Here is a 24,722-nt window from a genome sequence, read left to right on the forward strand (position 1 = left end):
CAGAACACAATCGCGCTGTTTAGGGCAACCTGATAGTCATAAAACGAATCATCAAGTCTTTTCAGTGTATTGATACAATTTCATAGCGCCAGCCCCCCTGATTCAAAAAAATGTATTTTACCCAAAAAAAAATCAAAAATAAACAAATGCTCCGCTCTAACAGACTCAAGATTAAGCATTTTTTAGTTTCACGCATCATATTGAAAAATTGGGGATATTTTTTTGAAGATTCTTTTTTTAAGAAACTATCTTACTTTTTTGTGTCTGCGTTTTTTAAATCATCTTTTTTTAAATCATCAAGGCGCCTTTTCAAATCAGCATTATCAGCATGGATTTTCAGCACCATCTCCTTAAAAGTCTCAAACTCTTCGCGAGAAACAAGATCAAGTTTGTTTGCTATCTTTTCAGCCTGCACACGAAAAGCTGTTCCAGCTTCACGTCGTATACCTTGCGCGACGTCAGCAGCATCTGTTGCTAATTTTGCTAATTCATCAAGAATACGATTTGATCCATTACGCATAACATTTTTCCTTAAATTTTAATTATTGACGCACGCATTATAGCGTATTCTCATAACATTTAGATACTGTAATTTGTTCCTTTTACCCTATATTTTACATACTGTGCAGAATTTTACATACTGTGCAGATTTTTCATGACGATCTTTTTAAGATTTTTTAATATTTCTTTTATCACCATTTTTTTTACCGCGATAAATCAGTGGAAATCTATCTCCCTTTCTGACTAGCCTCCCTACTGACTTGACCATTGCGCATTCATCTGTCATTTCTGACCATCAGAGTCACTTCATATTCATCTCGTATAATGTAAGATGCTTAATTCATGAATAATCTGTCTTGTCCAGCCATTGCTTTTCCGTCTTTTCTTGATCCTGTCATTATCCAGTTAGGTCCCATAGCACTTCATTGGTATGGACTTGGTTACGTGGTAGGTATTCTTTTTGCTTGGTGGTATGCGCAAAAATTATTAAAAAAAACATCTCTATGGTATAGAGACCACCCTCCTATGGATAAAGAAAAGATCGGAGATTTTGTTGTCTGGTCTGCCATAAGTGTTGTTGTCGGAGGGCGTTTAGGACAAGTTCTTGTATGGGATCCCATTTACTATTTTAACCATCCAAGTGCTATCATTGCCGTATGGGATGGGGGAATGTCCTTTCATGGCGGACTTATTGGTATTATCATTGCTATGATCTGGTTTGCCCGTAAAAATCATATTAACATACGAGCCATGTTTGATATCATTGCTGCAGGTGCTCCTATCGGTATCGGCATTGTACGAATTTGCAACTTCATTAACCAAGAGTTATGGGGCAATATTACTACACGTCCTTGGGCTGTTTGTTTTCCTCTCGATCCTCACTATCTACCGCGCCATCCAAGCCAACTTTACGAAGCTTTCATGGAAGGATTTCTTCTCTTCATCATCTTATGCCTTATCATTTTTGCCTTTAAAGCATTAAAGCGCCCTGGAGCTGTTGCAGGAACATTTATTATAGGCTACGCAGTAGCGCGCAGCATTTCTGAAGTTTACCGTGCGCCCCAAGAAGATCCAGAATGGTTTTCAACTCTTTTCCATTCTACTGGTTTTACCTATGGCATGGCTTTATCTCTTCCCATGCTTCTTTTAGGGTTTTATCTTCTTCTCCATGCCTTTAAATATAAATCGACAGAAAATGGCCAATCTAAAAGAAAAAATTAAAGAAATTATTGCCCTTAATGGACCAATCACTGTTAGCCAATATATGACGTTGGCACTTACCGATCCTCAATTTGGTTATTATCAAACACAAACACCTTTTGGACGTACCGGTGATTTCATTACAGCACCTGAAATAAGCCAATTATTTGGAGAAATGATTGGGATTTGGGTTCTCGCAAGCTGGAACGCTCATGGTTTTCCTCGACCTTTTATCCTCGCTGAAATAGGTCCAGGACGTGGAACTCTCATGGATGATGTTTTGCGTACCATTCAAAAATTATCCACGACAGCATTTGAATCTTCTGAAGTTTTTCTCCTTGAAATAAGTAAAAAGCTTGCAAAAGAACAAAAAAAGCGCCTTTGCTCTTATCAAAAACAAATCCATAGCATTGAAAATTTTAATCAAATTCCTTCAAAACCTCTCTTCCTCATAGCTAATGAATTTCTCGATACACTCCCTATCAACCAATATATTAAAGTCAATGGAGAATGGAAAGAGCGCTGCATTACAGTCAATCAAGATGGAGATCTCATCTTTATTGCTGCCCCGCATAAACTTCCCTCTTCTTATCTACAAACCTATTGTTCTAAAGTGCCTGACGGAACAATTTTTGAATATGCCCCCTTACGGCATCAATTCATGCAACAAATCAGCCACCATTTAGTGCAAGTGACAGGTTCTGCTTTGCTCATTGATTATGGTGCTGCTGATCTTGCATTTGGCGATACCTTGCAAGCACTGTCAAAACATAGATTTCGTGATATTTTTGATGCCCCTGGTGAACATGATTTAACATCCCATGTTGGTTTTTCTTTTTTAAAAAACATAGCCCTTGAACAAGGTTGTTTTGCTGAAATCTTCGAGCAAGGAGATTTTCTTTTAAAAATGGGGCTACTGGAGCGCGCAAAACAGCTTGGAGTTGGCAAAAGTGCTCCTTTGCAAGACAAAATCCGCCAAGACATCGAACGGCTCGCTGGTCAAGATCAAATGGGAAAATTATTTAAAGTTTTACATTTCAGTGATAAAAACATCTCCATACCTCCCCAATTTTGATGATCGGCGCTTTTGTCAATAAGCACATCATTATCTGAAATATTCATTGATAAATATGAACATCTCCACCCTCACTTCAAATAATCTCCATAAGGAACTTTTATGAAATCTATCCCTCATCCCATTCTTGCAAAAAATCTTTCTACTTTACACACCCATGGGATAGAACATGGTTTTTTTACTCGTCAAGGTGGTGTTTCAAAAAGCCTTTACCAAAGCCTTAATGTTGGACAAAGCTCAAATGATCACCCTGAACATATTACACAAAACCGCACTTTGGTCGCTCATTATTTTGATGTTGAGATACAAAATTTAGTCACTGTCAATCAAATACACTCTTGTGAAGTCATTGTCGTTGATAAAGCTTTTATCGGCTCCCCTCCTAGAGCCGATGCTCTCGTTACCACCACACAAGAACTCGTAATCGGCATTCTTACAGCAGATTGTGGACCCATTCTGTTTGCTGATCCACAAGCAGGTGTCATCGCTGCAACTCATGCTGGCTGGCGCGGAAGCTTAAATGGAATTATCGAGAAAACAATTGCTGTTATGGAAAAACAAGGTGCCAAAAGACAATCAATAACAGCAGTCCTTGGACCTTGTATTGGTCCTTGTCACTACGAAGTAACAAGTGAATTTTACGACCAATTTATTGATTGCCACTGCAAATACCAAAAATATTTTATAAAAACAGACAAAATAAATCACTTTTACTTTAATCTGTGGGCATTCATTATGAATCAACTCATCAAAGCAGGCGTTAATGCTTCTTGTGTGGAGCTTTGTACCTACAAAGATGAAAAGCGTTTTTTCTCCTATCGCCGTGCAATCCACCGCAGCGAACCTGATTACGGACGGCAAATTTCTGCTATTATGCTAAAAAATAAAAAATGATCCTCTTTTATGCTTTAAAACAATACCAAAACTGCAAAACTAAACTTTTTACTCAAATGTAAAAATAAATCCCATTGTATTTTGCTTTGCTTTTTTTACAAAATTATTTACCAGCCCATAAAATATGATAGCTTTTGCTCTGAATCATTTTCAATGTTTGGTTATAATGATTGAAGGCAAGATGATACTCCTCTTTTTTACTCCTCTTCATTCATCTTAAATATGAAACATTCCCCATATTGAAAGCATTTTTTTATAAAGTAATAACCAAAAAGCTTAATCAATACGTATTTCTTTGTCACATGGAGAAAAAACTTTGCTCTAAAAGAAACAAACTTTTGGAAAAAGAGAAAACATACCGCATAGCTCTTTAACAATAATCGATAAAATTGTAAGGCTTTTGTAATTGTTCTCTTGCAATTTAATAAAAAGAAATTAAAAACCGTGTCGCATTCCCACCATGATAATTCAGAGGTTCTACTATGAAACTTTTCTGCGGAAATTCTAATCCACGCCTAGCTGAAGATGTTGCAAATTATTTGAACATCCCCTTAGGAAAAGCCACCGTAAAACGTTTCGCTGATCAAGAGATTTTCGTAGAATTGCATGAAAATGTGCGTGGACAGGACGTGTTTGTTTTGCAATCTACATCCTATCCAGCCAATGATCACTTGATGGAATTACTCATCATGATTGATGCGCTTCGTCGTTCTTCGGCACGTCGCATCACAGCTGTTATCCCTTATTTTGGCTATGCCCGCCAAGACCGTAAACCTGGTCCGCGTACTCCCATTTCCGCAAAACTTGTTGCCAACCTGATTACTGAAGCAGGGGCCCATCGTGTTTTAACATTGGACCTTCATGCAGGACAAATTCAAGGTTTTTTTGATATCCCTACGGATAATCTCTATGCTGTTCCTGTTATTTCTCGCGATGTCAAAGTACATTATTCTCTTGAAAATGTTATTGTTGTTTCACCTGATGTGGGTGGTGTTGTACGCGCACGCTCGCTCGCCAAGCGTTTGAATAGTTTGCTTGCTATTGTAGATAAACGTCGTGAACGTCCCGGTGAATCAGAGGTTATGAATATCATTGGAGATGTATCGGGAAAAGATTGCCTTTTGCTTGATGATATTGTTGATTCAGGTGGAACTTTATGCAATGCAGCAAGTGCTCTGCTTAAACATGGTGCCAATAGTGTCACGGCTTATATCACGCACGGCGTTCTTTCTGGTAATGCAATCGAACGAATTACCAATTCAGAGATGAAAGAATTGGTTATTACAGATTCAATTATGCCAACACAAACTATTGAGAAAGCCCATAATATTCGTGTTTTGCCCATTGCCGACCTTATTGGGGAAGCAATTGCAAGGACAGCAGCAGAACAATCGGTTTCCAGCTTATTTGGTTAAAGGGGTTCCTTGGGGTCTCCTGGTGCTGTTTCAACACCAAGATCAGGAAATGCAACAATACGTTGGCCACTAAAATGCGTATGAATAACAATAAGACCACGCTCTTCAAAGTAGGTTAAAAGTCGGCGTGCACGGCTTAAAGAATGAGTCCCATAAAGACGTGCTAAAAATGCATCGGATGGACATGGCTTTCCCCCTAATGCAGCCTGTGCTACATTCAAGAAGACTCCTTGGACATCTTCTTCTAAACTTTCTGATATCTGCAAAATATGTTTCCAATGTTCACTGACAGCCGTTTGTTCATCAACAAAAGCCTGAGCAATAGCCAATTTACGCCGAAATTGTGAAAGATTAAAAGGAACCTTTGACATACCATGGATACGACAACGAACTGAAAAATCTTGATAAAGCACCGCTGTTGAACGATAAAAAGCCTCAGAATCCTCAAGAATTTCCCGAATAATATGTTCTGCTTGGCCGTCATGCTCAACATCAGAAAGTTCAGGAAATAAACTCGGGGTTTCTTCCAACAACTCTTGTTTTTTATGCACTACCTCCTCTAATATCTCGTGCATTGATTTTTCCCTCATCGGCTCTCGTGTTTGTTTAAATGGCTTTAAAATTTCCTCTGGTGAAGCAGTAAAAACGAGCTCTTGCACATCATCCCGCTCTGTTGGAAGTGGCATTAATTTAGGGCTAGAAGAGCGTGCCAAAGTTTCAACAGAACCGATAATGATTGGTAAGGGACGTCGTGATAAAGCGGGGCCTAAAGCTATAAAATTCCCCCGCTCAAGATCTCTAAACATTTCCGCTTGGCGGCGCTCCATTCCCAAAAGATCAGCAGCGCGCACCATATCAATATCTAAAAAAGTCCGCCCTATTAAAAAGTTTGAAGCTTCAGCAGCAACATTTTTGGCCAACTTAGCCAAACGTTGTGTCGCAATAACACCAGCAAGACCACGTTTACGCCCTCGACACATAAGATTGGTCATAGCACTAAGAGAAATCTTACGTGCTTCATCAGAAACTTCTCCTGCCGCAGTTGGAGCAAACAATTGTGCTTCATCGACAACGACAAGCATAGGATACCAATAATCACGTTCCACATCAAACAGTGCCCCAAGGAAAGCCCCTACAGCACGCATCTGTTGTTCAGTATCCAAACCTTCAAGATTAAATACCACTGAAACCCGATGTTGTCGAATGCGATGGGCAATACGAGTCAATTCTAATTCACTACGTTGAGCCTCTACAATAACATGACCAAATTTATCTGCCAAAGTTACAAAATCGCCTTCTGGATCAATTACACAATGCTGAACCCACTTAGCACTTTGCTCCAAAAGACGGCGTAAAAGATGTGATTTCCCTGAACCGGAATTACCTTGTACAAGAAGACGTGTCGCCAATAACTCTTCCAGATCAAGAAGTGCTGGCATCGATTTATGCAAAGCACGACTTTCTGACATCTCACCCAAGGCAATCTCAACCTTCATAACATCTCCAGTGTTTGATTTTGAACATATCAGTGCCAGCGCATATTGGCTGATTCTCCATCCACACCGTAATTTGTAACATTTCCTCCTTTTTAACGGTAGAAATCATCGATTTTTCCCACAACTCTTGCATCTATGAATAGTTTGAATTATAGAACAAACTTCTGTGTAGACACCCTTGGAGGCAACGCAGAATGGAGCGATCGCTGTTGGTTAGCGCATATCTTCATATCCATGCAAAAACTATTACTGTTTTTGAAGGATCTCCAATCATGTAAAAAGGACTTAAATTATGAGCAAAAGCTACACTCTTAAGGCCGAAAAACGCGAGCGGGTTGGTAAGGGGTCCTCCCGTGAACTTCGCCGCAACGGTCTTATTCCTGCTGTCATTTATGGTGAAAAACAACCTCCTTTGGCAATAACAGTTCCCTATAAAGAAATTTTCTACAAAATTCATGCCGGTGGCTTTCGTACCACCATTGCAACGATTATTCTTGACAAGCAAAAAATTATGGTTTTGCCAAAAGATTATCAATTAGATCCCGTGCGTGACTTTCCCCTCCATGTAGATTTCTTACGCATTTCAGCAAAATCCGTTGTAGAAGTGAATATTCCTGTCCACTTCCTCAATGAAGATACAGCACCTGGACTTAAAAAGGGTGGTGTCCTCAATATTGTTCGGCACGAAATTGAATGTACGGCTCCAGCAAGTGCTATTCCTGAAGCTATTGAAATTGATCTCGCCAGCTACTCTATTGGTGACTCTATTCACATTTCAGCAGTGCAACTGCCAAAAGATGTGACTCCCATCATCCAAGATCGAGATTTTACCATTGCAACCATTGCAGCTCCTGCTGGCATGGATGTCAGTGATGAAACTTCTGAACAAGAAGATGAAGAAGAAGACACGCAAACTTCATAAAACTCAAAAGGCGGGAATTTTTTCCGCCTTAATTTATGAGACATTACCCTTACTCATACTTTGACTGAAGATACACATGTGGCTTATTGCTGGTCTTGGCAATCCTGGTTTACAATATCAAAATAACCGCCATAATATCGGTTTTATGGCTGTTGATGCCATCTATCAGTCCTTCTCTTTTTCTCCATGGTCGAAGAAGTTTCAAGCAGAAATCTCTAATGGTTTCATAAATAATGAGAAAATTTTTCTTATAAAACCGCAAACTTTCATGAATCTCTCTGGTCAAGCTATCGGTGAAGCTTTGCGATTTTATAAATTAGATCTGAAGAATTTGATCATCATTTATGATGAGTTAGACCTGTCACCGGGAAAAGTTCGTATAAAAATTGGTGGAGGAAATAATGGGCATAATGGTATTAAGTCTATTGATGCCCATTGTGGCACTGACTATTGTCGTATACGCATAGGAATTGGTCATCCTGGAAGCAAAGAACTTGTTCATCAGCATGTTCTGGGAAATTTTACCAAATCTGATCAAGAATGGTTATCCCCTCTCTTAGAGACAATTGCAAAAAATATCGCTCTCCTTATGAAAGATGACAAATCCCTCTTTATGAATGAAATTTCACAAACGATAAAAAACAATCAAAACCATTGACTTGCGTGTCACAGTCGCGTGAAGCATATGGATAAGAACTCTTGAAAAAAATGTCTCTTATACACACTTTTGAAAAAGAAAGGCTTATATTCTCTTTTGAGAGAAAGAGAAGATTGAACAGCAAACCAAAATACTCAAACAGTTCTCTTCAATTTTCTCCCCCAAATTAAAAAAATTCATTTGGCTGAATGGTCGACTGTAGCGGATCATAGCCATTTGATTGTTGACTATAAACTGTAGGAATACTCCTATTGTTTTGTAAGACCACAACACGCGAACCAACGGGAACACGATTATAAAGATCAATAATATCTTGATTAAGCAAACGAATACACCCACTTGAAATAGCACGCCCAATTGACCACGATTCGTGTGAGCCATGAATACGGAAAAGTGTATCTTTCCCATTTTTGAACAAATAAAGTGCCCGCGCACCTAATGGATTATCGGGTCCTGGTGGCATTCCTTTCCCAAGATGACCATAACGTTCTGGTTCTCGAGCCATCATAGCTGCAGTAGGAGCCCAATTTGGCCAACGACGCTTGCGCTGTACAACCCCTTCACCTTCAAATGCTAAACCTTCCTTACCGACCCCAATCCCATAACGTAAAGCCTTTCCATTTTCACCAATAAGGTAAAGAAAACACTCTTGCGTATCTACAACCAATGTTCCAGGTGGATAAGATGTATAATAAATCACTTCTTGTCGCCAAAACTTTGGATCAATTGTCGCAAGATCAACAGCAGGTAACAAATAGGTCTCATTCGTTACAGGACCGTACAAAGCCTGTATTTCTGGTGGAATGTATCGAACTTGTTGAAAAGGAACTGATGACATATCTGACTGATGTGTAGCACATCCAGCTAAAGCCAAAAGTGCTGCAATTAAAAAGACACAACGAGATAACACTCTTCTATTTTCTCCGATTAATTATTTATGCAGATTTGCATACCATGAAAAACTTAGCACATTATTAACATTAATTCGAAGTTTTCTTATCCTTGAGACTAAGGAGAGCATTAAGATAAGAAGAACTAAGGTAAAAAAAGCAAATTATCTGTTACTTTAGACTTTTTTCTCACTTATCGCAACACAAAGACTATAACTCTTCTAAAAATATGCTATAAAAAAGAAGCTTTATCTTGACTATAAAATCAAAAGAAAAGAAAGACTCTCATGGGCTTTAAATGCGGTATTGTCGGATTACCTAATGTTGGGAAATCAACTCTTTTTAATGCATTAACAAAAACAGCCACTGCACAGGCTGCCAATTATCCTTTTTGTACCATTGAACCCAATACCGGTGAAGTTGCTGTTCCAGATTTACGAATGGAAAAAATTGCATCAATCGCTGGTTCAAAAGAAATAATTCCTACACGCATTAACTTCGTCGATATTGCGGGGCTTGTACGAGGAGCTTCAAAAGGCGAAGGTTTAGGAAACAAATTTTTAGCCAATATTCGCGAAGTCGATGCCATTGTCCACGTTTTACGCTGTTTTCAAAATGAAGATATTACCCATGTAGAAGGACGTATTGATCCTGTTTCTGATGCCACAACCGTTGAAACCGAACTCATGCTTGCCGATCTTGAGAGCCTTGAGCGACGAATCGTACAAATCCGTAAACGTGCGACCGGAAAAGACAAAGAAGCTCTCACAATTTTACCCATTATGGAAAAAGCATTAAACATACTGCAACAGGGAAACCCTGTCCGGTTATTACTCAAAGATATCTCTTCCGATGAACACCACATTCTTAAGAGTTTGAATCTTTTAACCTCCAAGCCTGTACTTTATGTTTGTAACGTAAGCGAAAATGACGCCGCTCATGGAAATAGCTTTACCCAAACAGTTGAAAAAATGGCAACAGAGCAAAATGCGCAAAGCATTATCATTTCTGCTTCTATCGAAGCGGAAATCACACAACTGAGTGATGCTGAAGCATCAGAATATCTCAATGCTCTAGGACTCTTTGAACCAAGTTTAAATCGCCTTATTCGTGCTGGTTACCATTTACTTGATCTCATTACTTACTTCACCTGTGGGCCTAAGGAAACACGAGCATGGACAATTACGCGTGGTACAAAAGCTCCCCAAGCAGCTGGCGTTATTCACTCAGATTTTGAGCGCGGTTTCATTCGTGCCCAAACCATCAGCTACAATGACTATATTGCTCTGGGTGGAGAAAGCGGTGCAAAAGAAGCAGGAAAAGCCCGCGATGAAGGAAAAGAATACATTGTGCAAGATGGCGATGTCATGTTATTTAAACATAATACTTAAATCTTCACTCTGTCTTAATAGTTTATCTTGAAAACTTTGTAATAGGTCCTTGGAATCTTGTCGCAAAAGCTCCCAAGAATTTTTTGAACAAAAAAAACGTTGCTAGCATATTATTATGATAGCAACAGTTTTATCCATTAAAGAATGGGAATATAAAATTAGCGCGTCCAACGCCCTTCGTATTTAAATGTTGGAGCGTCCTTTAAAGAATCCTTTGTCGCATTTGTAATGAGTTTCCATTTACCATAATCATTTGTCATCTGGATTGTTTCTGGAGAAACGACCACATAACTCTCACCTATGCCAAGAAAACCACCAACAGCAACAACAAACCCTGCAATATTATTTTCACGTAAAATAATATCTTTTACTTCACCAATATTTTCATCTTCTATATTATATACATTGGCGCCTATAAGGCTGGAAGCAACAAAATCCGTTGCTAAAGGTGTCACATAACGCACAGACTTATCTACCCCCACCTGTACAATACCCGTCGAAGAGATCATTTCAGGTTTTGAAGGCACTTCAAAAGACTGGGCGTAAGTACTAGAAACCATCAAAATTGACATAAGAGTAGTACATGCAATTTTTTTCATTTTAACATCTCCGTTTTTACTTTATAAAACCTCAATGCATCATAAACAGATTTGTTCCTTATGCTCTTTATACTCTATACTCTTTCAAGCCTTGTCGCTTTATCATTTTCTCTTTATTTCGTCTTTTGTTTCTTTCTCTAACTCTTCTTCTAAACCACACCAAATACGATTTTTTAAAATATAAACAAGCCCAGCAAAAATGATTAAAAATAAAATAACACGAAAACCGGTTTTTTTACGAATTTCCATATGAGGATCGGCAGCCCACATCAAAAAAGCAGAAACATCGCGCGCGTAGTGTTCAATGATTTCTGGGGTTCCATCTTCATAAACAACCATACCATCACTCAAAGGAGGAGCCATAGTTAAAGAATTACCGGCAATAAAATAAGGATTATACCAATAACCATCCGCAATTTTTATCTCCTTCGGTGCCTTCTGATATCCTGTTAAAAGAGCTGTAATATAATCTGGACCAGCTGCATCATAATGAGCCAATACATCAGTAATTAAAGCAGGAAACGGCAAAGATACACCACGTGCACGTGCCATCAATGACAAATCTGGAGGATAAGCACTATTCAAAATAAATCTTGCTTCTTCTTCATGTGCAAAGGGAGAAGGAAAATAATCCGTTGCAACCCCAGCACGTTTAAAAAATTTTCCTTCTCGATTAGGACCATCGCGCACTTCATATTGCCGCGCCAAAGCTTTAATCTGTTCTTGATCATACCCAAGAGCTTTTAAATTGCGAAAAGCCACATATTTTAGTCCATGGCAGCTGGAACAAACTTGTTTATAAACCTTTAATCCACGCCTCAATTGCGCCTTATCATAAAGCCCAAATGGACCTGAAAAACTCCATTCTTGTTTTTTAGGAATCCTTAAAGGAAAAGAAATAAATTCCTCCTCCTGATCAGAGGCATCCCTCGCTAAACTCTGAGCAGAAAAGCTCATAGCAACGATAACAATCAGTCCGACAAAAACTTTTACCATAGTCTCTTTTTTTTCTGTTTTAAATCTTGCATAATTGAAGAAGGAAGAGAACAATTTTTTTCAAACGCTGGCAAAGTCGGCAAAATAACCAAAAAAAATATAAAATAATAAACCGTAGCCAATTGCGTCCATAAAAGGATTTTGTCATTTATTTCTCTTGATCCCAACCAACCAAGAAAAACGACATCAATAACCAACGCCCAAAAGAAAATTTTATAAACAGGTCGATATCTTGCTGAACATATTTTAGAGCGGTCTAACCATGGCACAAAAATTAAAATGCAAATCGAACTGACGAATAAAACAAAGCCCACAAAAGTTGAAGGGAAAATACCAATATCAAAAGTTATAGCACGAAGTATCGCATAAAAAGGCAAAAAATACCATTCTGGAACCACACGAAGAGGTGCCTTTAAAGGATCTGCCACACTATAATTTTCAGCCTGCCCCATATAATCGGGCATATAAAACAAAAACCAGGCAAAGAAGATCAAAAAAACAGTAATAGCAAAAATATCTTTGATAAGCGCATAAGGTGAAAATGGAACCGTTTCCTTATCTGATTGTATAGCAAGACCCGTTGGATTGCCTTGCCCAACACAATGGATTGCCCAAATATGCAGCCCCACAAAAAGAAGCAAAACAAATGATAAAACATAATGGAAAACATAAAAACGATTCAACGTTGGTTGTCCTATGCCATAACCACCCAGAAGTGTCTCATGCAACCATGTCCCCACCAAAGGTATCGTTTTTAAAAGCCCTGCAATCACTGAAGCCGCTGAAATAGACATCATCCCCCAAACAAGCACATAACCAAAAAATGCTATTGCCATCATGATGATATAAATAAAAATACCTGTAACCCACACCATTTCTCGCATATTTTTATAAGAACCATAATAAAGTCCACGTGCCAAATGGATATAAACAGCAATAAAAAAAAACGAAGAGCCTACAGAATGCCATGGACGAAAAAGCCAACCAAACTGCCCTTCACGCCGAAATCGTTCACTAGTTTCAAAAGCCAAATGAATATCTGGAACATAATGCATAGCCAAGACAATACCAGTCAAGAGCTGTGATAAAAGCATAATGGTCAAAATACCGCCAAATGTGTAAAAGTAATTAAGATTACGCGGAACAGGAAAAATCACAAATGTATTATAAAAAAAACGAGGAAGAGGAAAACGCTTATCAAACCAACGAGCAAGAGCATTTTTAGGACAATAAGGAGGAAACCTTGTCATAACCTTATCCTATTTTGAGCAAAGTATCAGAAAGAAATTGGTAAGGTGGAATAGCCAAATTATAGTTAGCTGGACCTGACCGCACTCTTCCAGCGGTATCATAAACAGACCCATGACAGGGACACAACCATCCTCCAAATTTACCCGACTGCCCAAGTGTTACACAGCCTAGATGCGTACAAAGATTAATAACAATAAGCCAATTTTCACGTCCTTTACCTGCTGAACGCGCAAAATCTGTTGCTTCTTTTTCACCTTCAAGATTAGGATTGCGCGCTTGACGATCTTTTAGAAGACTCAATTCAGTAGCGCGCGCATCAGCAATTTCTTTTGTCGTACGGTTTCGAATAACAACAGGCTGTCCTCGCCACTTTACCGTCACCGACATCCCCTCTTCAATACCAGAAAGATCAACCTCAACAGAGGAAGATGCCAAAACAGCTTGATCTGGACGCAACTGACGGATAAAAGGCCACGCAACCGCTCCCATTCCAACTGCTCCTGCAACAGCTGTTACCAAAAACAGAAAATCCCGCCTCGTTTGCTCACCCATGGACTTAACTTAAAGAGACTATTTGCTAAAACATTCTTCTACCATACCCTCTCCCATTGTACAATGCTTGATCACTCAGTTGCATCAACCATAAAAACATCCCCGTAAAAAACTTCTGCCATTTGTATGGTCTATACAAAAAACTGTTTTATAATGATAATTCATCGTTTTACAGAGTGAATGAAATCCTGAAACACCGTAAGTTTCTTTCATTTCAAACCTATTCATATTAATCAATCAAAATTACTCCCCCGCCTGGGAAAAACGGAGATAGCGTGTAAATAAACACTCCTAAAGAAAGAAACATAGTCTTATTATGACCAGATCTCAGTAAATAAGTTGAGCTTATCGGTTATTTCTTTAACACATTTACAGCATCTCTCCCTCCCTCAATTCCAACTGGTTGAATGAGTATTTTTTCCGCTTCTGCTTTTGCATAAAAAGCATATTTTGTTGATTTTCATTAAAATGGATGATCTAACCTCATTAAATATCCCGCTTTTCAACATAAGGAAGTCCCTAATAGGGAGATTCTCTCTTATCCCAAACAAACCTATGTACATAACTTTTTCCCTGAAATTTAAAGTGAATAAAAATAAAACATAAAAAACATGTATTTCTCAAAGCATATTTTTCGAATAAATTGTAACGCTTCTTTACAAAGTTGAAAGAAAAATCATATTACAGAGAACATGACACTTCATATAGCTCTTTTCCAACCTGATATCGCTGGTAATACTGGAACGATTTTACGTCTTAGCGCTTGTTTTGGTTTACATGTGCACATTATTGAACCCGCAGGCTTTAATCTGTCGGATCGTAATCTCAAACGCGCAGGATTGGATTATCTCGAATATGCTTCCTTAGAACGACACATTGATTGGCAACATTTTATAAGCTCCATGAAACACTTTAACCGCCGTCTGTTGCTTTTAAGTACAAAAGCAAAAACATGCTATACGCAGATATGCTATCAAAAAAATGATGTTTTACTTTTTGGTCGTGAAACAGCTGGCGTTCCCGATTATGTTCATGAAACGGCCGATTACACATTGAAAATTCCCATGCAACCACAGGCACGCTCTCTAAATCTCGCCATGTGCGTAGCCATAACAACGGGAGAAGCATTACGCCAAATTGGTTATCATGAAAGAAACTGTAATCTATAAAAACACAACAATTCCATTAAAATCTTTAATAGAACAATAAAAATACATGAAATATGGTTTTAAATAATTAAAAAAATCTTTTTTATAGAATATAGATAGTAATTAAAAGCGCATAAAGTTCAATAATACTTTTGGAATAACTTATAGAATGCCTATAAAAACTCATAAATTATCACGAAAAACAATATACAACATATCAAGAATAGTTAGAGCGTATAACGCTTATCATTTTCCAACAATCAAGTGCTGATAAAATAACATTTCTTAGTGCCCATCACATCCATTTCATATCACCACTTATGAATGATTAAATACTCCTCATAGTAAAAATCCATTGGACATCCCCCTCTTTATGCTCATACAAAGTGAAAACTACTATCATTATTCTCTTTATCCGTTTTCACTTTCGAGAATCCTTATCTTTGAGATGGTTCATAAGAGACATTTTTTCTCTCTGTAATCATTTTTCCTCACACGGCTTCCCCCACTTGTAACGTGTAAGGCTATAATTTGGATTTATGTAATATGAACAGGTTTGAAATAACCTCACAATATTCGGAGCTCTTGTTTCACATGACGAATAATGAATTATTATTATAAATCAATTTTTTCTAATAATGCATGACGATCCATTAAAAATCCGCTTTCGACCCATATCATTTCTAACTCTTTAAGCTTTTTTCCTAAAAGCACACCTTTAGCAAAACCTTTCTTTATTAAATCGTTACCATTAATGGGAAAAGTTGGAATCTGCCATTTTTTGGCAAGCTGATGAAGCTTGACATAATCCTCTGCTCTTTGCAAAGCATCACTTTTTTCCAGATTATCGAGATGTGATGCAGCGACAGACAACGATAATTGATCTAAAACTGGCTGTCGTCCATGAAAATAAATCAGTTTTTGCACAAAATGATCAGAACAGTTTTGGTTTATTATTTCTAACTCTGCCCATTCTTTTAATCGTGTTGTTTCTTTATGGGAAAAATGCAAGCGCTGTGCCATTTCATGAAGACGTATGGGGTCAGGAGGAAGAAGGCTTTCTAGCCGTAACAATGGATCAACTTTCCAACCAAAAGCGTGTTCTGTCTTCACCAATGCGTGAATTGCATCAATACCCCATCGTTCTGTTTCAGGAAAAATAAGTGCCAAAATTCTGCTTTGTCGCATCCATAAAAGAGCACGCGTTGGATCAAACGCCGCAAGAAGCTTTTTCATTTCTGCCCAAATACGTTCAGAAGAAAGTTTTTTTAAACCGTGTTTTAAACTAACACATGCCTTCAATCCTTGTACATCAGGTCGCCCTGCTCCATACCATGCAAAAAAGCGAAAAAAACGTAAAATACGCAAATAATCTTCGCAAATACGATCTTCTGCAATCCCAATAAAACGAACTGTTCGGCTAGCAATATCACTCAAACCTCCCACATCATCATAAAGATTGCCAGCAGCATCACAATAAAGCGCATTTATCGTAAAATCCCGCCGTTCAGCATCTTTTTTCCAATCACGACCAAATGCCACTTTTGCATGACGACCATCTGTTTCAATATCGCAGCGAAGCGTTGTAACCTCATAAGAACATGAATGAGCAACTACTGTTATTGTACCAAAAGCAATCCCTGTAGGAATAGCTTTAAATCCTGCTTCTTCTACACGTGTAATAACCTGTTGCGGCAAACAAGTTGTTGCAATATCAATATCACTAATAGGCTGCCCTAGCAGTTGATTGCGCACTGCTCCCCCTACAATACGCGCCTCTTCTCCCTCCAAAGACAAAACACGAAGAAGTGTTTGGATATCCTTTTGTTGTAACCACGCAACCTGTTTGAAGTCCTGTCTTATATTCACCCTTTAACCTTTCAAAAAAGTTGTCTTCATTGCTTTAAAGAACTCTCTTCATAAAACAAAATTTTTAAGACATCCCTTATAAAACACGTCTATTCCTTCCAAAAAAAACTTTTCTCTTCTTGTATACGAATATGAAAAAAATGGCATATGATACTTCATTTCTTCTCATTTTCTGTTACAAACAATAAAATATCCATTATCATGCAGAGAAAATTACCATTTTTGCGACAAACGCCTTAAGGAAGAAATATGAGTCAACATGATCTATCATCCAATTCTGTAAAAAAGGTCAATATCAATCATGAGGCTCAAGTCATTATTGATGATATTGATATGGCACACAAAGAATTGGATATTTTACAACAAGAAATTGACAAAGTTATTTTTGGGCAAAGTCAGGTAATCGAATATGCTTTAATCTCTATTTTTGCTGGTGGTCACGCCCTTCTTGTCGGTGCTCCAGGACTTGCAAAAACACGTCTTGTTGAAACATTGGGAACAGTCTTAGGGCTTGATGAAAAACGCATCCAATTTACTCCTGACTTAATGCCATCGGATATTATTGGTTCTGAAATTATGGATTCCGATAAAGACGGTAAACGTTCTTTTCGGTACATTCAAGGTCCTATTTTCACGCAACTTCTCATGGCCGATGAAATCAATCGTGCTTCCCCACGGACACAGTCAGCCCTTTTACAAGCTATGCAAGAATATCATGTTACTGTTGCAGGTATCCGTTATGATTTGCCACAACCTTTTCATGTTCTTGCAACGCAAAATCCTCTCGAACAAGAAGGGACTTATCCACTTCCTGAAGCACAACTGGATCGCTTTTTGATGCAAATCGATATTGACTATCCTGACCTCACAACAGAGCGACGGATCATTTTAGAAACAACAAAAGAAAAGAAATCAAATGCAAAACCAATTTTGTCCGCCAAAAAATTGCAAAAAATTCAAAATATCGTTCGCAAAATGCCTCTTTCAGAAAATGTGATCGAAGCTATTTTAAAAATTGTCCGCTCAACTCGCCCTCATAAAGACAATAGCCTTGCTAATACTTATGTTTCTTGGGGACCTGGTCCACGGGCATCACAAGCCCTTTCACTTTGTGTTCGCGCCCGTGCTCTTTATTATGGACGCTTAGCCCCCTCACTTGATGATGTTGAAGCATTGGCCTATCCCGTATTACAACACCGCATGGCTCTTAATTTTTCTGCCCGTGCTGAAGATGTAACTGTAAAAGATATTATCAATAACCTTGTGAAAGATGCTCTTTGAATGGCTATTGGCAAAAAAGTTTTACAAAAGCCTCCATTGTCGCTGGCAAATGAACTGGATAAGGATACTGGCAAAATGCCATATTTCCTTTTACAAGCACGTCATATCGCTAATACACTGATAACCGGATGGCATGGACAACGCAAACGCGGTAATGGGGAAAACTTTTGGCAATTTCGTCCCTATGTTGAAGGAGAATCCATTACCCGCATTGATTGGCGGCGCTCAGCGCGTGATGAAAATACATATCTCCGCGAACACGAATGGCAAATGACACAAACCGTTTGGCTCTGTCCTGATCAGAGCGCATCAATGCATTACTGTTCGCGCTTTTCTAAAATCTCTAAAGGTAATCATGCCATTATTCTTACCCTTACCCTAGCATCACTTCTTGCTCGCAGTGGCGAACATATTGCTATTCCAAACTTAATGTCCCCCACAATGACATCCAATGTCGTAGAGCTAATAGCCTTTGCTTTAGAAAATCATTCAGATGAAAATTCATTTCCGGATTTTTCAACGATTACACGCTTTTCACATGTCGTTATAATGAGTGATTTTCTCGACTATCCTGAAAAAATCATCCAACATTTAACCGTTTTAACTACAAAACAGGTGACAGCTCATTTAATTGAAATTTCTGATCCCGCAGAAGAAAGCTTTCCCTACGCAGGTCACACAGAATTTTTTGATCCTGAAACGAAAGAGAAACATGTTTCCACAAAAGCAGAAGATCTTCGTAAGAGCTATTGTAAACTATATCACGCAAGGCGACAAGAGTTGGCAAATTTTTGCGCACGTCAAGGATGGTCTTATCACGTTAGTAAAACGGATCAACCTTTAACAGAGACCATTTTTCATCTTGCAAATACAATGGGCGACTCTCCATTGCAAAAAAGGAGGGCCCTTTGAGTTTTGCTGCTCCCTTTCTGTTACTAGGGCTTTTGTTCCTACCGGTCATTTGGTGGCTGTTGCGGATAACTCCTCCATCTCCGCGTAAAGAGCTTTTTCCTCCGTTACGCTTCTTACCCAAACCAACTCATCAGCAGGAAACAGCAAAACATACACCTTGGTGGTTGCTCTTGTTGCGTTTAACCATAGCGGCACTTGTTATCATAGCGTTAGCACGCCCCACGTGGGATCAAAAACCAATCAGCTTTTCCGGATCTCAACCCCTTGCACTCATTATTGATAATGGTTGGGCTTCTGTAAAAGAATGGAAAAAGCGCATCTCTATCGCTGAAATGCTCCTTGCTCAGGCAGAAAAACAGCAAAAAAATATTTATCTTATTGCAACGGCTGAAAATGATATCTCCAATATAGAGCCGCAACCCGCCAAGATTATAAAACAGCATTTAATGCATTTGCAACCGCGTCCTTGGCCTGTCAACCGTGTGCACGCACTGAAAAAACTCAGAAAAATAACCAAAGGAAAACCTCTTGATGTTGCTTATTTAAGTGATGGATTACAAACAAATGAAGATGAGCAAGCTTTTGCTTTGCTTGAAGAATTAAAACCTGAAAAATTCTTATGGTATTTGGCTGATATTTCCGATTTAATCGGCATAACATCCGTAGAAAATAACGATGGAAGCATGGTCGCGCGTATTATCCGCTCAACAACACACGGCAAAACTTCCGCTACACTCAACCTCTACGATTCAAACAATCAACTTCTCGGTCAATTTACGAAAAATTTCTCTGAAGGAGAAACAACAGCTCTTGTTCCTTTTGATGTACCACTTGAACTACGTAATGATATCGCTTGGATAAAAATGAATAATCAAAACCATGCTGCTGCAACTTTCTTGGTAGACAGCCATAACAAGATAAGCCGTGTTGCTCTTCTATCACCCGATACCAATGAAATGGCACAGCCTTTACTTTCTCCATTTTATTACATTATCAAAGCATTACAGAAATATACACAGCTTATAACCGCCGGTGGAAGAGAGCTTTCAACGGATATTGATTATTTGCTTAAACAAAATCCATCTGTTTTCATTATGAGCGACATGGTTAACATGCCTGAAAAAGCAGAAAAAAAACTTTCTGATTTTGTGAATAAAGGGGGAACACTCATCCGCTTTGCAGGAGAAAAACTCAGTAGTGCAGAACATTATGATAGTCTCCTTCCGATACCGCTACGTCAGGGGCAACGTTTCCTTGGAAGTATTATGTCTTGGACGAAACCACAAAAGCTTGCCCCTTTTGCAAAAAATAGCTTTTTCTTTGATCTTCCTTTTCCAGAAGATGTCACTGTCTCGCGCCAAATCCTCGCAGAACCAACCCCAGATCTTTTTGAAAAAACGTGGCTTAGCCTTTCGGATGGAACCCCTCTTATTACCGCAGCAAAACGTGGTAAAGGAACCCTCATTCTCATTCATGTTGCTCCTGACCCCACATGGTCTAATCTTCCTCTTTCTGGCTTTTTTGCACAAATGTTGCAAAAACTAATCACATTAGGGTCTAACGAAAACACAAACCTAACACACAGAGAAAAAAGAACAATGGTACAAAACCCGTGGCGAACCATAACCGCTGACGGACAATTACAAGTACCGCCCTCTCATGTTGTTCCACTGGTCTTTGACTCTCAAAATCCACCCCATCCTTCCTATAATACTCCCCCAGGACTTTATGGTGTCAAAAGCGATTTTTATGCACTCAATCTCTTAACTCGTTCGTCGCACTTGATGAAACAATCATCATTGCCAACTTCTCTTAATAAAAGCCCTTTATCTTACGATACAAAAGAAAAAAATCTTATCGGTCCACTTTTAGGATTAGCCATCTTATTATTCGCCTTTGACAATTTTCTCATTTTATGGATGGGAGATATTTTTTCTTTCATGAAACGGCGTAATATGTTTCTCCTCCCTTTTATAAGTCTTATTGCCTTGTTTTCATATGATCCAACTCTTTATGCACAAACGAAAGAAAATCATCATGATAGTGTACAAGCTGCTGGTGCAACACATCTTGCCTATGTTATAACCAATAATCATGAAATTGATACAACGAGTAAAAGTGGTCTAGAAGCGTTAAGTCAATTTATCGCAGAACGTACAATGCTTACCCCAGGCTCTGTTACAGCACTTGATCTCGATAAAGATGAACTCTCTTTTTATCCTCTTATTTACTGGCCAATTGATGTTAAGAGTCCTATACCTACTCCCAAAAGTCTTGAAAAAATAAATAACTTTATGAAACATGGGGGAACAATTTTATTTGACACACGCGATCAGATAAAGAGCAATCTTAATCTTGAAGGAGATGCCACTCCAGAAACGCAACGATTACGAGATATCTTAAAAGAGTTAAATATTCCATCCATTGAGCCAGCATCAACGGATCATGTTGTTGCACGTTCTTTTTATATTATGCCAGATTTTCCTGGTCTCTACCGTGGTTCACCTTTATGGATTGAATCCTCATCAACAAACAAAAAAAATAAAAATTCTCTTGCTAGCGGTGATAATGTAAGTTCTCTTCTCATCACCGCCAATAACTTTGCCGGTGCTTGGGCACTGGATGAAAAAGGGACATGGAAATATCCCCTTGTTCCCAATGATCCAATGCAACGTCTATGGGCATTTCGTGCAGGTTTAAATATTGTCCTTTATGTTCTTACAGGAAACTATAAAGCGGACCAAGTTCATGTTCCAGCACTCTTGGAACGCTTTAAAAGAGAAAGAAGGCAATGATATCATTTTTCACTTTTCAGCCTTTTTTACCACTCATTTGGATTCTGTTCTTAAGTGGAATATCGATGCTTTTTGTCGTTGTTGGTCTTGTTACGCAACGTCAAGGTTCTTTATTTCGTCTGATGGCATTAAGCGCCCTCATCCTTGCTTTGCTCAATCCAATGATCATAAAAGAACAGCGCGAACCACTGAAAAGCACAGTAGGTATTGTCATTGACCGCAGCAAAAGCCAAACATTTGGAACACGTACAAACGATAGTGATGAAGCGCGCGCGCAATTAACGCAAGCATTGGCGCATTATCCACAATTTGAACCACGCTTTATTGAAGCTGGAAAACTTGCTGATAATCAGTATGCGCCCTCAACGAATTTGTTTGATGCTTTAACACAAGCAGTATCTGATGTGCCGTCCTCTCGTTATGCAGGAACCATTTTTATCACCGATGGACAAGTACATGACATCCCTTCCATTTCAGACCTTCATCATAAAGCACCTCTCAATGCTCTGATTACAGGACACTCAGATGAATTTGATCGCCAAATCAAGTTTATTTCTCCTCCACGCTTTGCCCTTGTCAACAAACCACAAACGCTCTCCATTTTGGTAGAAGATAAAGGCCCCGCCAAAAAAACAATACCACAGAAAGCAAATATTACACTAAGCGTCAATGGACAAAACATTGGCCATTATTCTGTAACTCCTGGCGTGATTTTTCAAACTGAAATTACCCTTCCTCATGCTGAAAAAAATATTATCCAAGTGATAACCGATCCACACAAAGGTGAACTAAGCTTTGAAAACAACCGCGCCATAACAATCATTGAAGGAATCAGAGAAAATTTACGCGTTCTTCTTATTTCAGGTGCTCCTTATAATGGAGAACGGACATGGCGAGACCTTTTGAAAGGTGACTCCAATATTGATCTTGTTCACTTTACTATTTTACGTCCTCCCACCAAAGCAGATAATACGCCCTTAAGCCAATTATCCTTGGTGGTCTTTCCGACAAGAAAACTCTTTGTTGAAGAGATTAATAACTTTGATCTCATTATCCTTGATGGCTACCAGCACTCTGCTGCCCTACCCTTAATCTATTATGATTATATCGCCCAATATGTACAAAAGGGGGGTGCATTGCTGATGGTAACAGGACCTGAATTTACAAAAAACAACTCACTTGCGAAAACACCTTTAATAAGCATTCTACCGGCATTGCCCAATGGAACTATTATTGAAAAGCCTTTTCGCCCCACATTAACCAAAGAAGGTGAACGCCATCCTGTCACAAGGGGCCTTGCAACACTTAACCTTCCAGCTTCTCAATGGGGGCAATGGTTGCGACAAATTGCTATTCAAAACATAAATAACGGAATCGCCCTCATGAAAGGAGCCGATGAACAACCACTTTTACTTCTCGCGCATGTTGATAAAGGACGTGTAGGCATGTTGCTCTCCGATGAAAGTTGGCTTTGGGCACGAGGTTTCGAAGGCGGCGGTCCTTATGCAGCTCTTTATCGTCGTATTGCCCATTGGCTCATGAAAGAACCAGAGCTTGAGGAAGAAAAATTAAGTGCAACTAGCAGCCATCATCATTTAACAATTCACCGCCAAACTCTAAAAGACCATCCAGAACCCGCTGAAATAACCTTTCCTTCTGGAAAAAAAGAACATATCACTCTCACCAAAGAGCAAGAAGGTCTCTTCAGCGCAACTGGGACCACTAATGAAACAGGAATTTTTACCATTAAAAATGGCGATTTAACAATACTTTCTTCTGTAGGGATGCTCGATAATCTTGAATTGTTTGACTTAATTTCAACACAAGAAAAACTAGCCCCCATTATTAAACACACCGGTGGTTATATCGGACGGTTACATCCTGAGGGAAAAGAAAACATTCATCTTCCTCCATTCAAGCTGATTCAATCAAAAATAAACCCGTCTTCTTCCCCAGCACATTCAATTATTCTGAAAGAAGCGACAGAAACCCGTTTAATTAATACCTTTTATTTTTCGATATTTTCTGGTTTCTTGGCGCTGCTTGCTTGCCTTTTACTGTTGAGCAGCATGTGGTATCGTGAAAGCCGTTGAAAAATCTGAAATTTCGTATAATAGTCTTAAAATTTAGCTTATTTTTTTGTGTATTTTCTTGTCTTTTACAATTAGATAAAAACATTGATCTATAATGATAATTTATCATTATAGTCATATTGAGTCATTATTCCCTGTAGGATTTTTCTTTTTTGTAATACTTTCTATATTAAATTAATTAAAATCACTCGCTTGCACATCATTAAAAGAGGTCTGTATGAATAAAAACCATTGAAGAAAAGAGTAAAGTACCTCTTATGAATCCTCTTAAAGCAAGGATTTTCACAAAATTGGGAGGGGAATAGTATAATGGTTTTACTTTGCACCTTGTATAAATGTAAAATGGTGGCGCATAATAAGCCTTATAAACGGGGCTTTTCATAGTATTGAGAACTTTCGTGAAATGGAATCAAGCGCACTGGGAAATATCTCTTCAAAACAAATATATGAATGTACAGCACAATGATATTTTATTTGGGATATTCCTCTTGAATCGTTCTGTTTTGCGTGAAAAAATCTCCCATTAAAAGCAATACATGGCAGCCCAAAACCGTAAAAATTCCTGATAAATACAATACATTCTTTTGCATTTTATACTGAATAATTAGATTTTTTATGATAATGTGTAGTCGTATAAAAGCTATTTAAAAGTCTTAAAACTTTATGATCATCATTTTAAAGTCTATCCCATCATACAAAAGACATATCAATTGCCAAGAATGATATGTTGTATTATGTTGCTCTTTTCATAAAAAATACAATACAGCGTTAATTCTTCAAAGAA

20 protein-coding genes are annotated in these 24,722 nt (G+C 38.5%); 12 read left to right on the plus strand and 8 right to left on the minus strand.

The genetic code is table 11. From position 1 onward, the window contains the following. Positions 1-250: 250 nt before the first annotated feature. Positions 251-520 (minus strand): accessory factor UbiK family protein, encoded by a 270-nt coding sequence (locus tag ACFIKQ_RS03265; RefSeq protein ID WP_012754892.1) that lies wholly within the window; start codon positions 518-520, stop codon positions 251-253. A gap of 323 nt (positions 521-843) precedes the next feature. Here ACFIKQ_RS03265 and lgt point away from each other — a divergent pair, with 323 nt between their 5' ends. The 4 genes from lgt to ACFIKQ_RS03285 all read left to right on the plus strand — a co-directional run bounded on the left by lgt (position 844) and on the right by ACFIKQ_RS03285 (position 5,085). Continuing rightward, positions 844-1,722, plus strand: coding sequence for a prolipoprotein diacylglyceryl transferase (gene lgt / locus ACFIKQ_RS03270; RefSeq protein ID WP_375628150.1), 879 nt, complete (start codon positions 844-846; stop codon positions 1,720-1,722). Next, a complete protein-coding gene (locus ACFIKQ_RS03275; RefSeq protein WP_375644867.1) occupies positions 1,697-2,776 on the plus strand; it encodes a class I SAM-dependent methyltransferase in 1,080 nt (359 codons plus the stop codon). The genes lgt and ACFIKQ_RS03275 overlap by 26 nt, the downstream gene beginning before the upstream one ends. 102 nt (positions 2,777-2,878) lie before the next feature. Continuing rightward, the gene (gene pgeF / locus ACFIKQ_RS03280; RefSeq protein ID WP_375635717.1) at positions 2,879-3,670 is read left to right on the plus strand and encodes a peptidoglycan editing factor PgeF; all 792 of its coding nucleotides are present in this window, start codon (positions 2,879-2,881) and stop codon (positions 3,668-3,670) included. Positions 3,671-4,152: 482 nt separating this feature from the next. Beyond that, entirely contained in the window at positions 4,153-5,085 is a 933-nt protein-coding gene (locus tag ACFIKQ_RS03285; protein WP_375635718.1) for a ribose-phosphate pyrophosphokinase, read from the plus strand. On the opposite strand, the gene ACFIKQ_RS03290 is transcribed toward ACFIKQ_RS03285, so the two are convergent. Then, positions 5,082-6,581: a helicase HerA domain-containing protein gene (locus ACFIKQ_RS03290; protein ID WP_375655915.1), complete on the minus strand. Its 1,500-nt coding sequence runs from the start codon at positions 6,579-6,581 to the stop codon at positions 5,082-5,084. The genes ACFIKQ_RS03285 and ACFIKQ_RS03290 overlap by 4 nt on opposite strands. Positions 6,582-6,873: 292 nt before the next feature. On the opposite strand from ACFIKQ_RS03290, the gene ACFIKQ_RS03295 reads away from it, so the two are divergent. Continuing rightward, a complete protein-coding gene (locus tag ACFIKQ_RS03295; RefSeq protein ID WP_012754886.1) occupies positions 6,874-7,503 on the plus strand; it encodes a 50S ribosomal protein L25/general stress protein Ctc in 630 nt (209 codons plus the stop codon). A gap of 76 nt (positions 7,504-7,579) precedes the next feature. Continuing rightward, on the plus strand, positions 7,580-8,161 hold the full coding sequence (gene pth, locus ACFIKQ_RS03300; RefSeq protein ID WP_375655917.1) for an aminoacyl-tRNA hydrolase: 582 nt from the start codon (positions 7,580-7,582) through the stop codon (positions 8,159-8,161). Between the two features lie 166 nt (positions 8,162-8,327). Here the strand turns inward: pth and ACFIKQ_RS03305 are convergent, their stop codons facing one another. After that, positions 8,328-9,071: a L,D-transpeptidase gene (locus ACFIKQ_RS03305; protein ID WP_375635721.1), complete on the minus strand. Its 744-nt coding sequence runs from the start codon at positions 9,069-9,071 to the stop codon at positions 8,328-8,330. Positions 9,072-9,338: 267 nt separating this feature from the next. Here ACFIKQ_RS03305 and ychF point away from each other — a divergent pair, with 267 nt between their 5' ends. After that, a complete protein-coding gene (ychF, locus tag ACFIKQ_RS03310; RefSeq protein ID WP_012754883.1) occupies positions 9,339-10,442 on the plus strand; it encodes a redox-regulated ATPase YchF in 1,104 nt (367 codons plus the stop codon). A gap of 158 nt (positions 10,443-10,600) precedes the next feature. Here the strand turns inward: ychF and ACFIKQ_RS03315 are convergent, their stop codons facing one another. The 4 genes from ACFIKQ_RS03315 to petA form a co-directional block, all read right to left on the minus strand. Beyond that, positions 10,601-11,041: a PRC-barrel domain-containing protein gene (locus ACFIKQ_RS03315; protein WP_012754882.1), complete on the minus strand. Its 441-nt coding sequence runs from the start codon at positions 11,039-11,041 to the stop codon at positions 10,601-10,603. Between the two features lie 102 nt (positions 11,042-11,143). Then, a complete protein-coding gene (locus ACFIKQ_RS03320; RefSeq protein ID WP_375644864.1) occupies positions 11,144-12,037 on the minus strand; it encodes a cytochrome c1 in 894 nt (297 codons plus the stop codon). After that, positions 12,031-13,287 carry a cytochrome bc complex cytochrome b subunit gene (locus ACFIKQ_RS03325; RefSeq protein WP_375655919.1) on the minus strand — a complete coding sequence of 419 codons (1,257 nt, stop codon included), beginning with the start codon at positions 13,285-13,287 and terminating at the stop codon, positions 12,031-12,033. Before ACFIKQ_RS03325 ends, ACFIKQ_RS03320 begins: the two co-directional genes overlap by 7 nt. Positions 13,288-13,291: 4 nt before the next feature. Further along, the gene (petA, locus tag ACFIKQ_RS03330) at positions 13,292-13,840 is read right to left on the minus strand and encodes a ubiquinol-cytochrome c reductase iron-sulfur subunit (protein ID WP_375644862.1); all 549 of its coding nucleotides are present in this window, start codon (positions 13,838-13,840) and stop codon (positions 13,292-13,294) included. Positions 13,841-14,532: 692 nt separating this feature from the next. Between petA and ACFIKQ_RS03335 the strand changes: the two genes are divergently transcribed. Continuing rightward, positions 14,533-15,009, plus strand: a complete 477-nt coding sequence (locus ACFIKQ_RS03335) for a tRNA (cytidine(34)-2'-O)-methyltransferase (protein ID WP_375635724.1) — start codon at positions 14,533-14,535, stop codon at positions 15,007-15,009. Between the two features lie 594 nt (positions 15,010-15,603). Here the strand turns inward: ACFIKQ_RS03335 and ACFIKQ_RS03340 are convergent. Then, complete coding sequence (locus ACFIKQ_RS03340; RefSeq protein ID WP_375635725.1) at positions 15,604-16,857, minus strand: CCA tRNA nucleotidyltransferase; 1,254 nt, start codon at positions 16,855-16,857, stop codon at positions 15,604-15,606. 249 nt (positions 16,858-17,106) lie between these two features. Here ACFIKQ_RS03340 and ACFIKQ_RS03345 point away from each other — a divergent pair, with 249 nt between their 5' ends. Genes ACFIKQ_RS03345 through ACFIKQ_RS03360 form a run of 4 tightly spaced genes read left to right on the plus strand, consistent with a single transcriptional unit; the run spans position 17,107 to position 23,938 of the window. Beyond that, positions 17,107-18,138: an AAA family ATPase gene (locus ACFIKQ_RS03345; RefSeq protein WP_375635726.1), complete on the plus strand. Its 1,032-nt coding sequence runs from the start codon at positions 17,107-17,109 to the stop codon at positions 18,136-18,138. Continuing rightward, positions 18,139-19,050, plus strand: a complete 912-nt coding sequence (locus tag ACFIKQ_RS03350) for a DUF58 domain-containing protein (protein ID WP_375635727.1) — start codon at positions 18,139-18,141, stop codon at positions 19,048-19,050. It abuts the gene before it with no gap. Continuing rightward, on the plus strand, positions 19,047-21,845 hold the full coding sequence (locus ACFIKQ_RS03355; protein WP_375647055.1) for a DUF4159 domain-containing protein: 2,799 nt from the start codon (positions 19,047-19,049) through the stop codon (positions 21,843-21,845). The genes ACFIKQ_RS03350 and ACFIKQ_RS03355 overlap by 4 nt, the downstream gene beginning before the upstream one ends. Continuing rightward, positions 21,842-23,938, plus strand: a complete 2,097-nt coding sequence (locus ACFIKQ_RS03360; protein ID WP_375635729.1) for a glutamine amidotransferase — start codon at positions 21,842-21,844, stop codon at positions 23,936-23,938. The genes ACFIKQ_RS03355 and ACFIKQ_RS03360 overlap by 4 nt, the downstream gene beginning before the upstream one ends. Positions 23,939-24,722 lie beyond the last annotated feature (784 nt).

This window comes from Bartonella sp. MR63HLJHH, from assembly GCF_042194155.1.
GTDB lineage: Bacteria > Pseudomonadota > Alphaproteobacteria > Rhizobiales > Rhizobiaceae > Bartonella > Bartonella grahamii.

Coding starts and splice junctions, on each gene's coding strand:
- ACFIKQ_RS03265 (WP_012754892.1), bottom strand. CDS start 520: ATGCGTAATGGATCAAATCGTATTCTTGATGAATTAGCAAAATTAGCA.
- lgt (WP_375628150.1), top strand. CDS start 844: ATGAATAATCTGTCTTGTCCAGCCATTGCTTTTCCGTCTTTTCTTGAT.
- ACFIKQ_RS03275 (WP_375644867.1), top strand. CDS start 1,697: ATGGCCAATCTAAAAGAAAAAATTAAAGAAATTATTGCCCTTAATGGA.
- pgeF (WP_375635717.1), top strand. CDS start 2,879: ATGAAATCTATCCCTCATCCCATTCTTGCAAAAAATCTTTCTACTTTA.
- ACFIKQ_RS03285 (WP_375635718.1), top strand. CDS start 4,153: ATGAAACTTTTCTGCGGAAATTCTAATCCACGCCTAGCTGAAGATGTT.
- ACFIKQ_RS03290 (WP_375655915.1), bottom strand. CDS start 6,581: ATGAAGGTTGAGATTGCCTTGGGTGAGATGTCAGAAAGTCGTGCTTTG.
- ACFIKQ_RS03295 (WP_012754886.1), top strand. CDS start 6,874: ATGAGCAAAAGCTACACTCTTAAGGCCGAAAAACGCGAGCGGGTTGGT.
- pth (WP_375655917.1), top strand. CDS start 7,580: ATGTGGCTTATTGCTGGTCTTGGCAATCCTGGTTTACAATATCAAAAT.
- ychF (WP_012754883.1), top strand. CDS start 9,339: ATGGGCTTTAAATGCGGTATTGTCGGATTACCTAATGTTGGGAAATCA.
- ACFIKQ_RS03315 (WP_012754882.1), bottom strand. CDS start 11,041: ATGAAAAAAATTGCATGTACTACTCTTATGTCAATTTTGATGGTTTCT.
- ACFIKQ_RS03320 (WP_375644864.1), bottom strand. CDS start 12,037: ATGGTAAAAGTTTTTGTCGGACTGATTGTTATCGTTGCTATGAGCTTT.
- ACFIKQ_RS03325 (WP_375655919.1), bottom strand. CDS start 13,287: ATGACAAGGTTTCCTCCTTATTGTCCTAAAAATGCTCTTGCTCGTTGG.
- petA (WP_375644862.1), bottom strand. CDS start 13,840: ATGGGTGAGCAAACGAGGCGGGATTTTCTGTTTTTGGTAACAGCTGTT.
- ACFIKQ_RS03335 (WP_375635724.1), top strand. CDS start 14,533: ATGACACTTCATATAGCTCTTTTCCAACCTGATATCGCTGGTAATACT.
- ACFIKQ_RS03345 (WP_375635726.1), top strand. CDS start 17,107: ATGAGTCAACATGATCTATCATCCAATTCTGTAAAAAAGGTCAATATC.
- ACFIKQ_RS03350 (WP_375635727.1), top strand. CDS start 18,139: ATGGCTATTGGCAAAAAAGTTTTACAAAAGCCTCCATTGTCGCTGGCA.
- ACFIKQ_RS03360 (WP_375635729.1), top strand. CDS start 21,842: ATGATATCATTTTTCACTTTTCAGCCTTTTTTACCACTCATTTGGATT.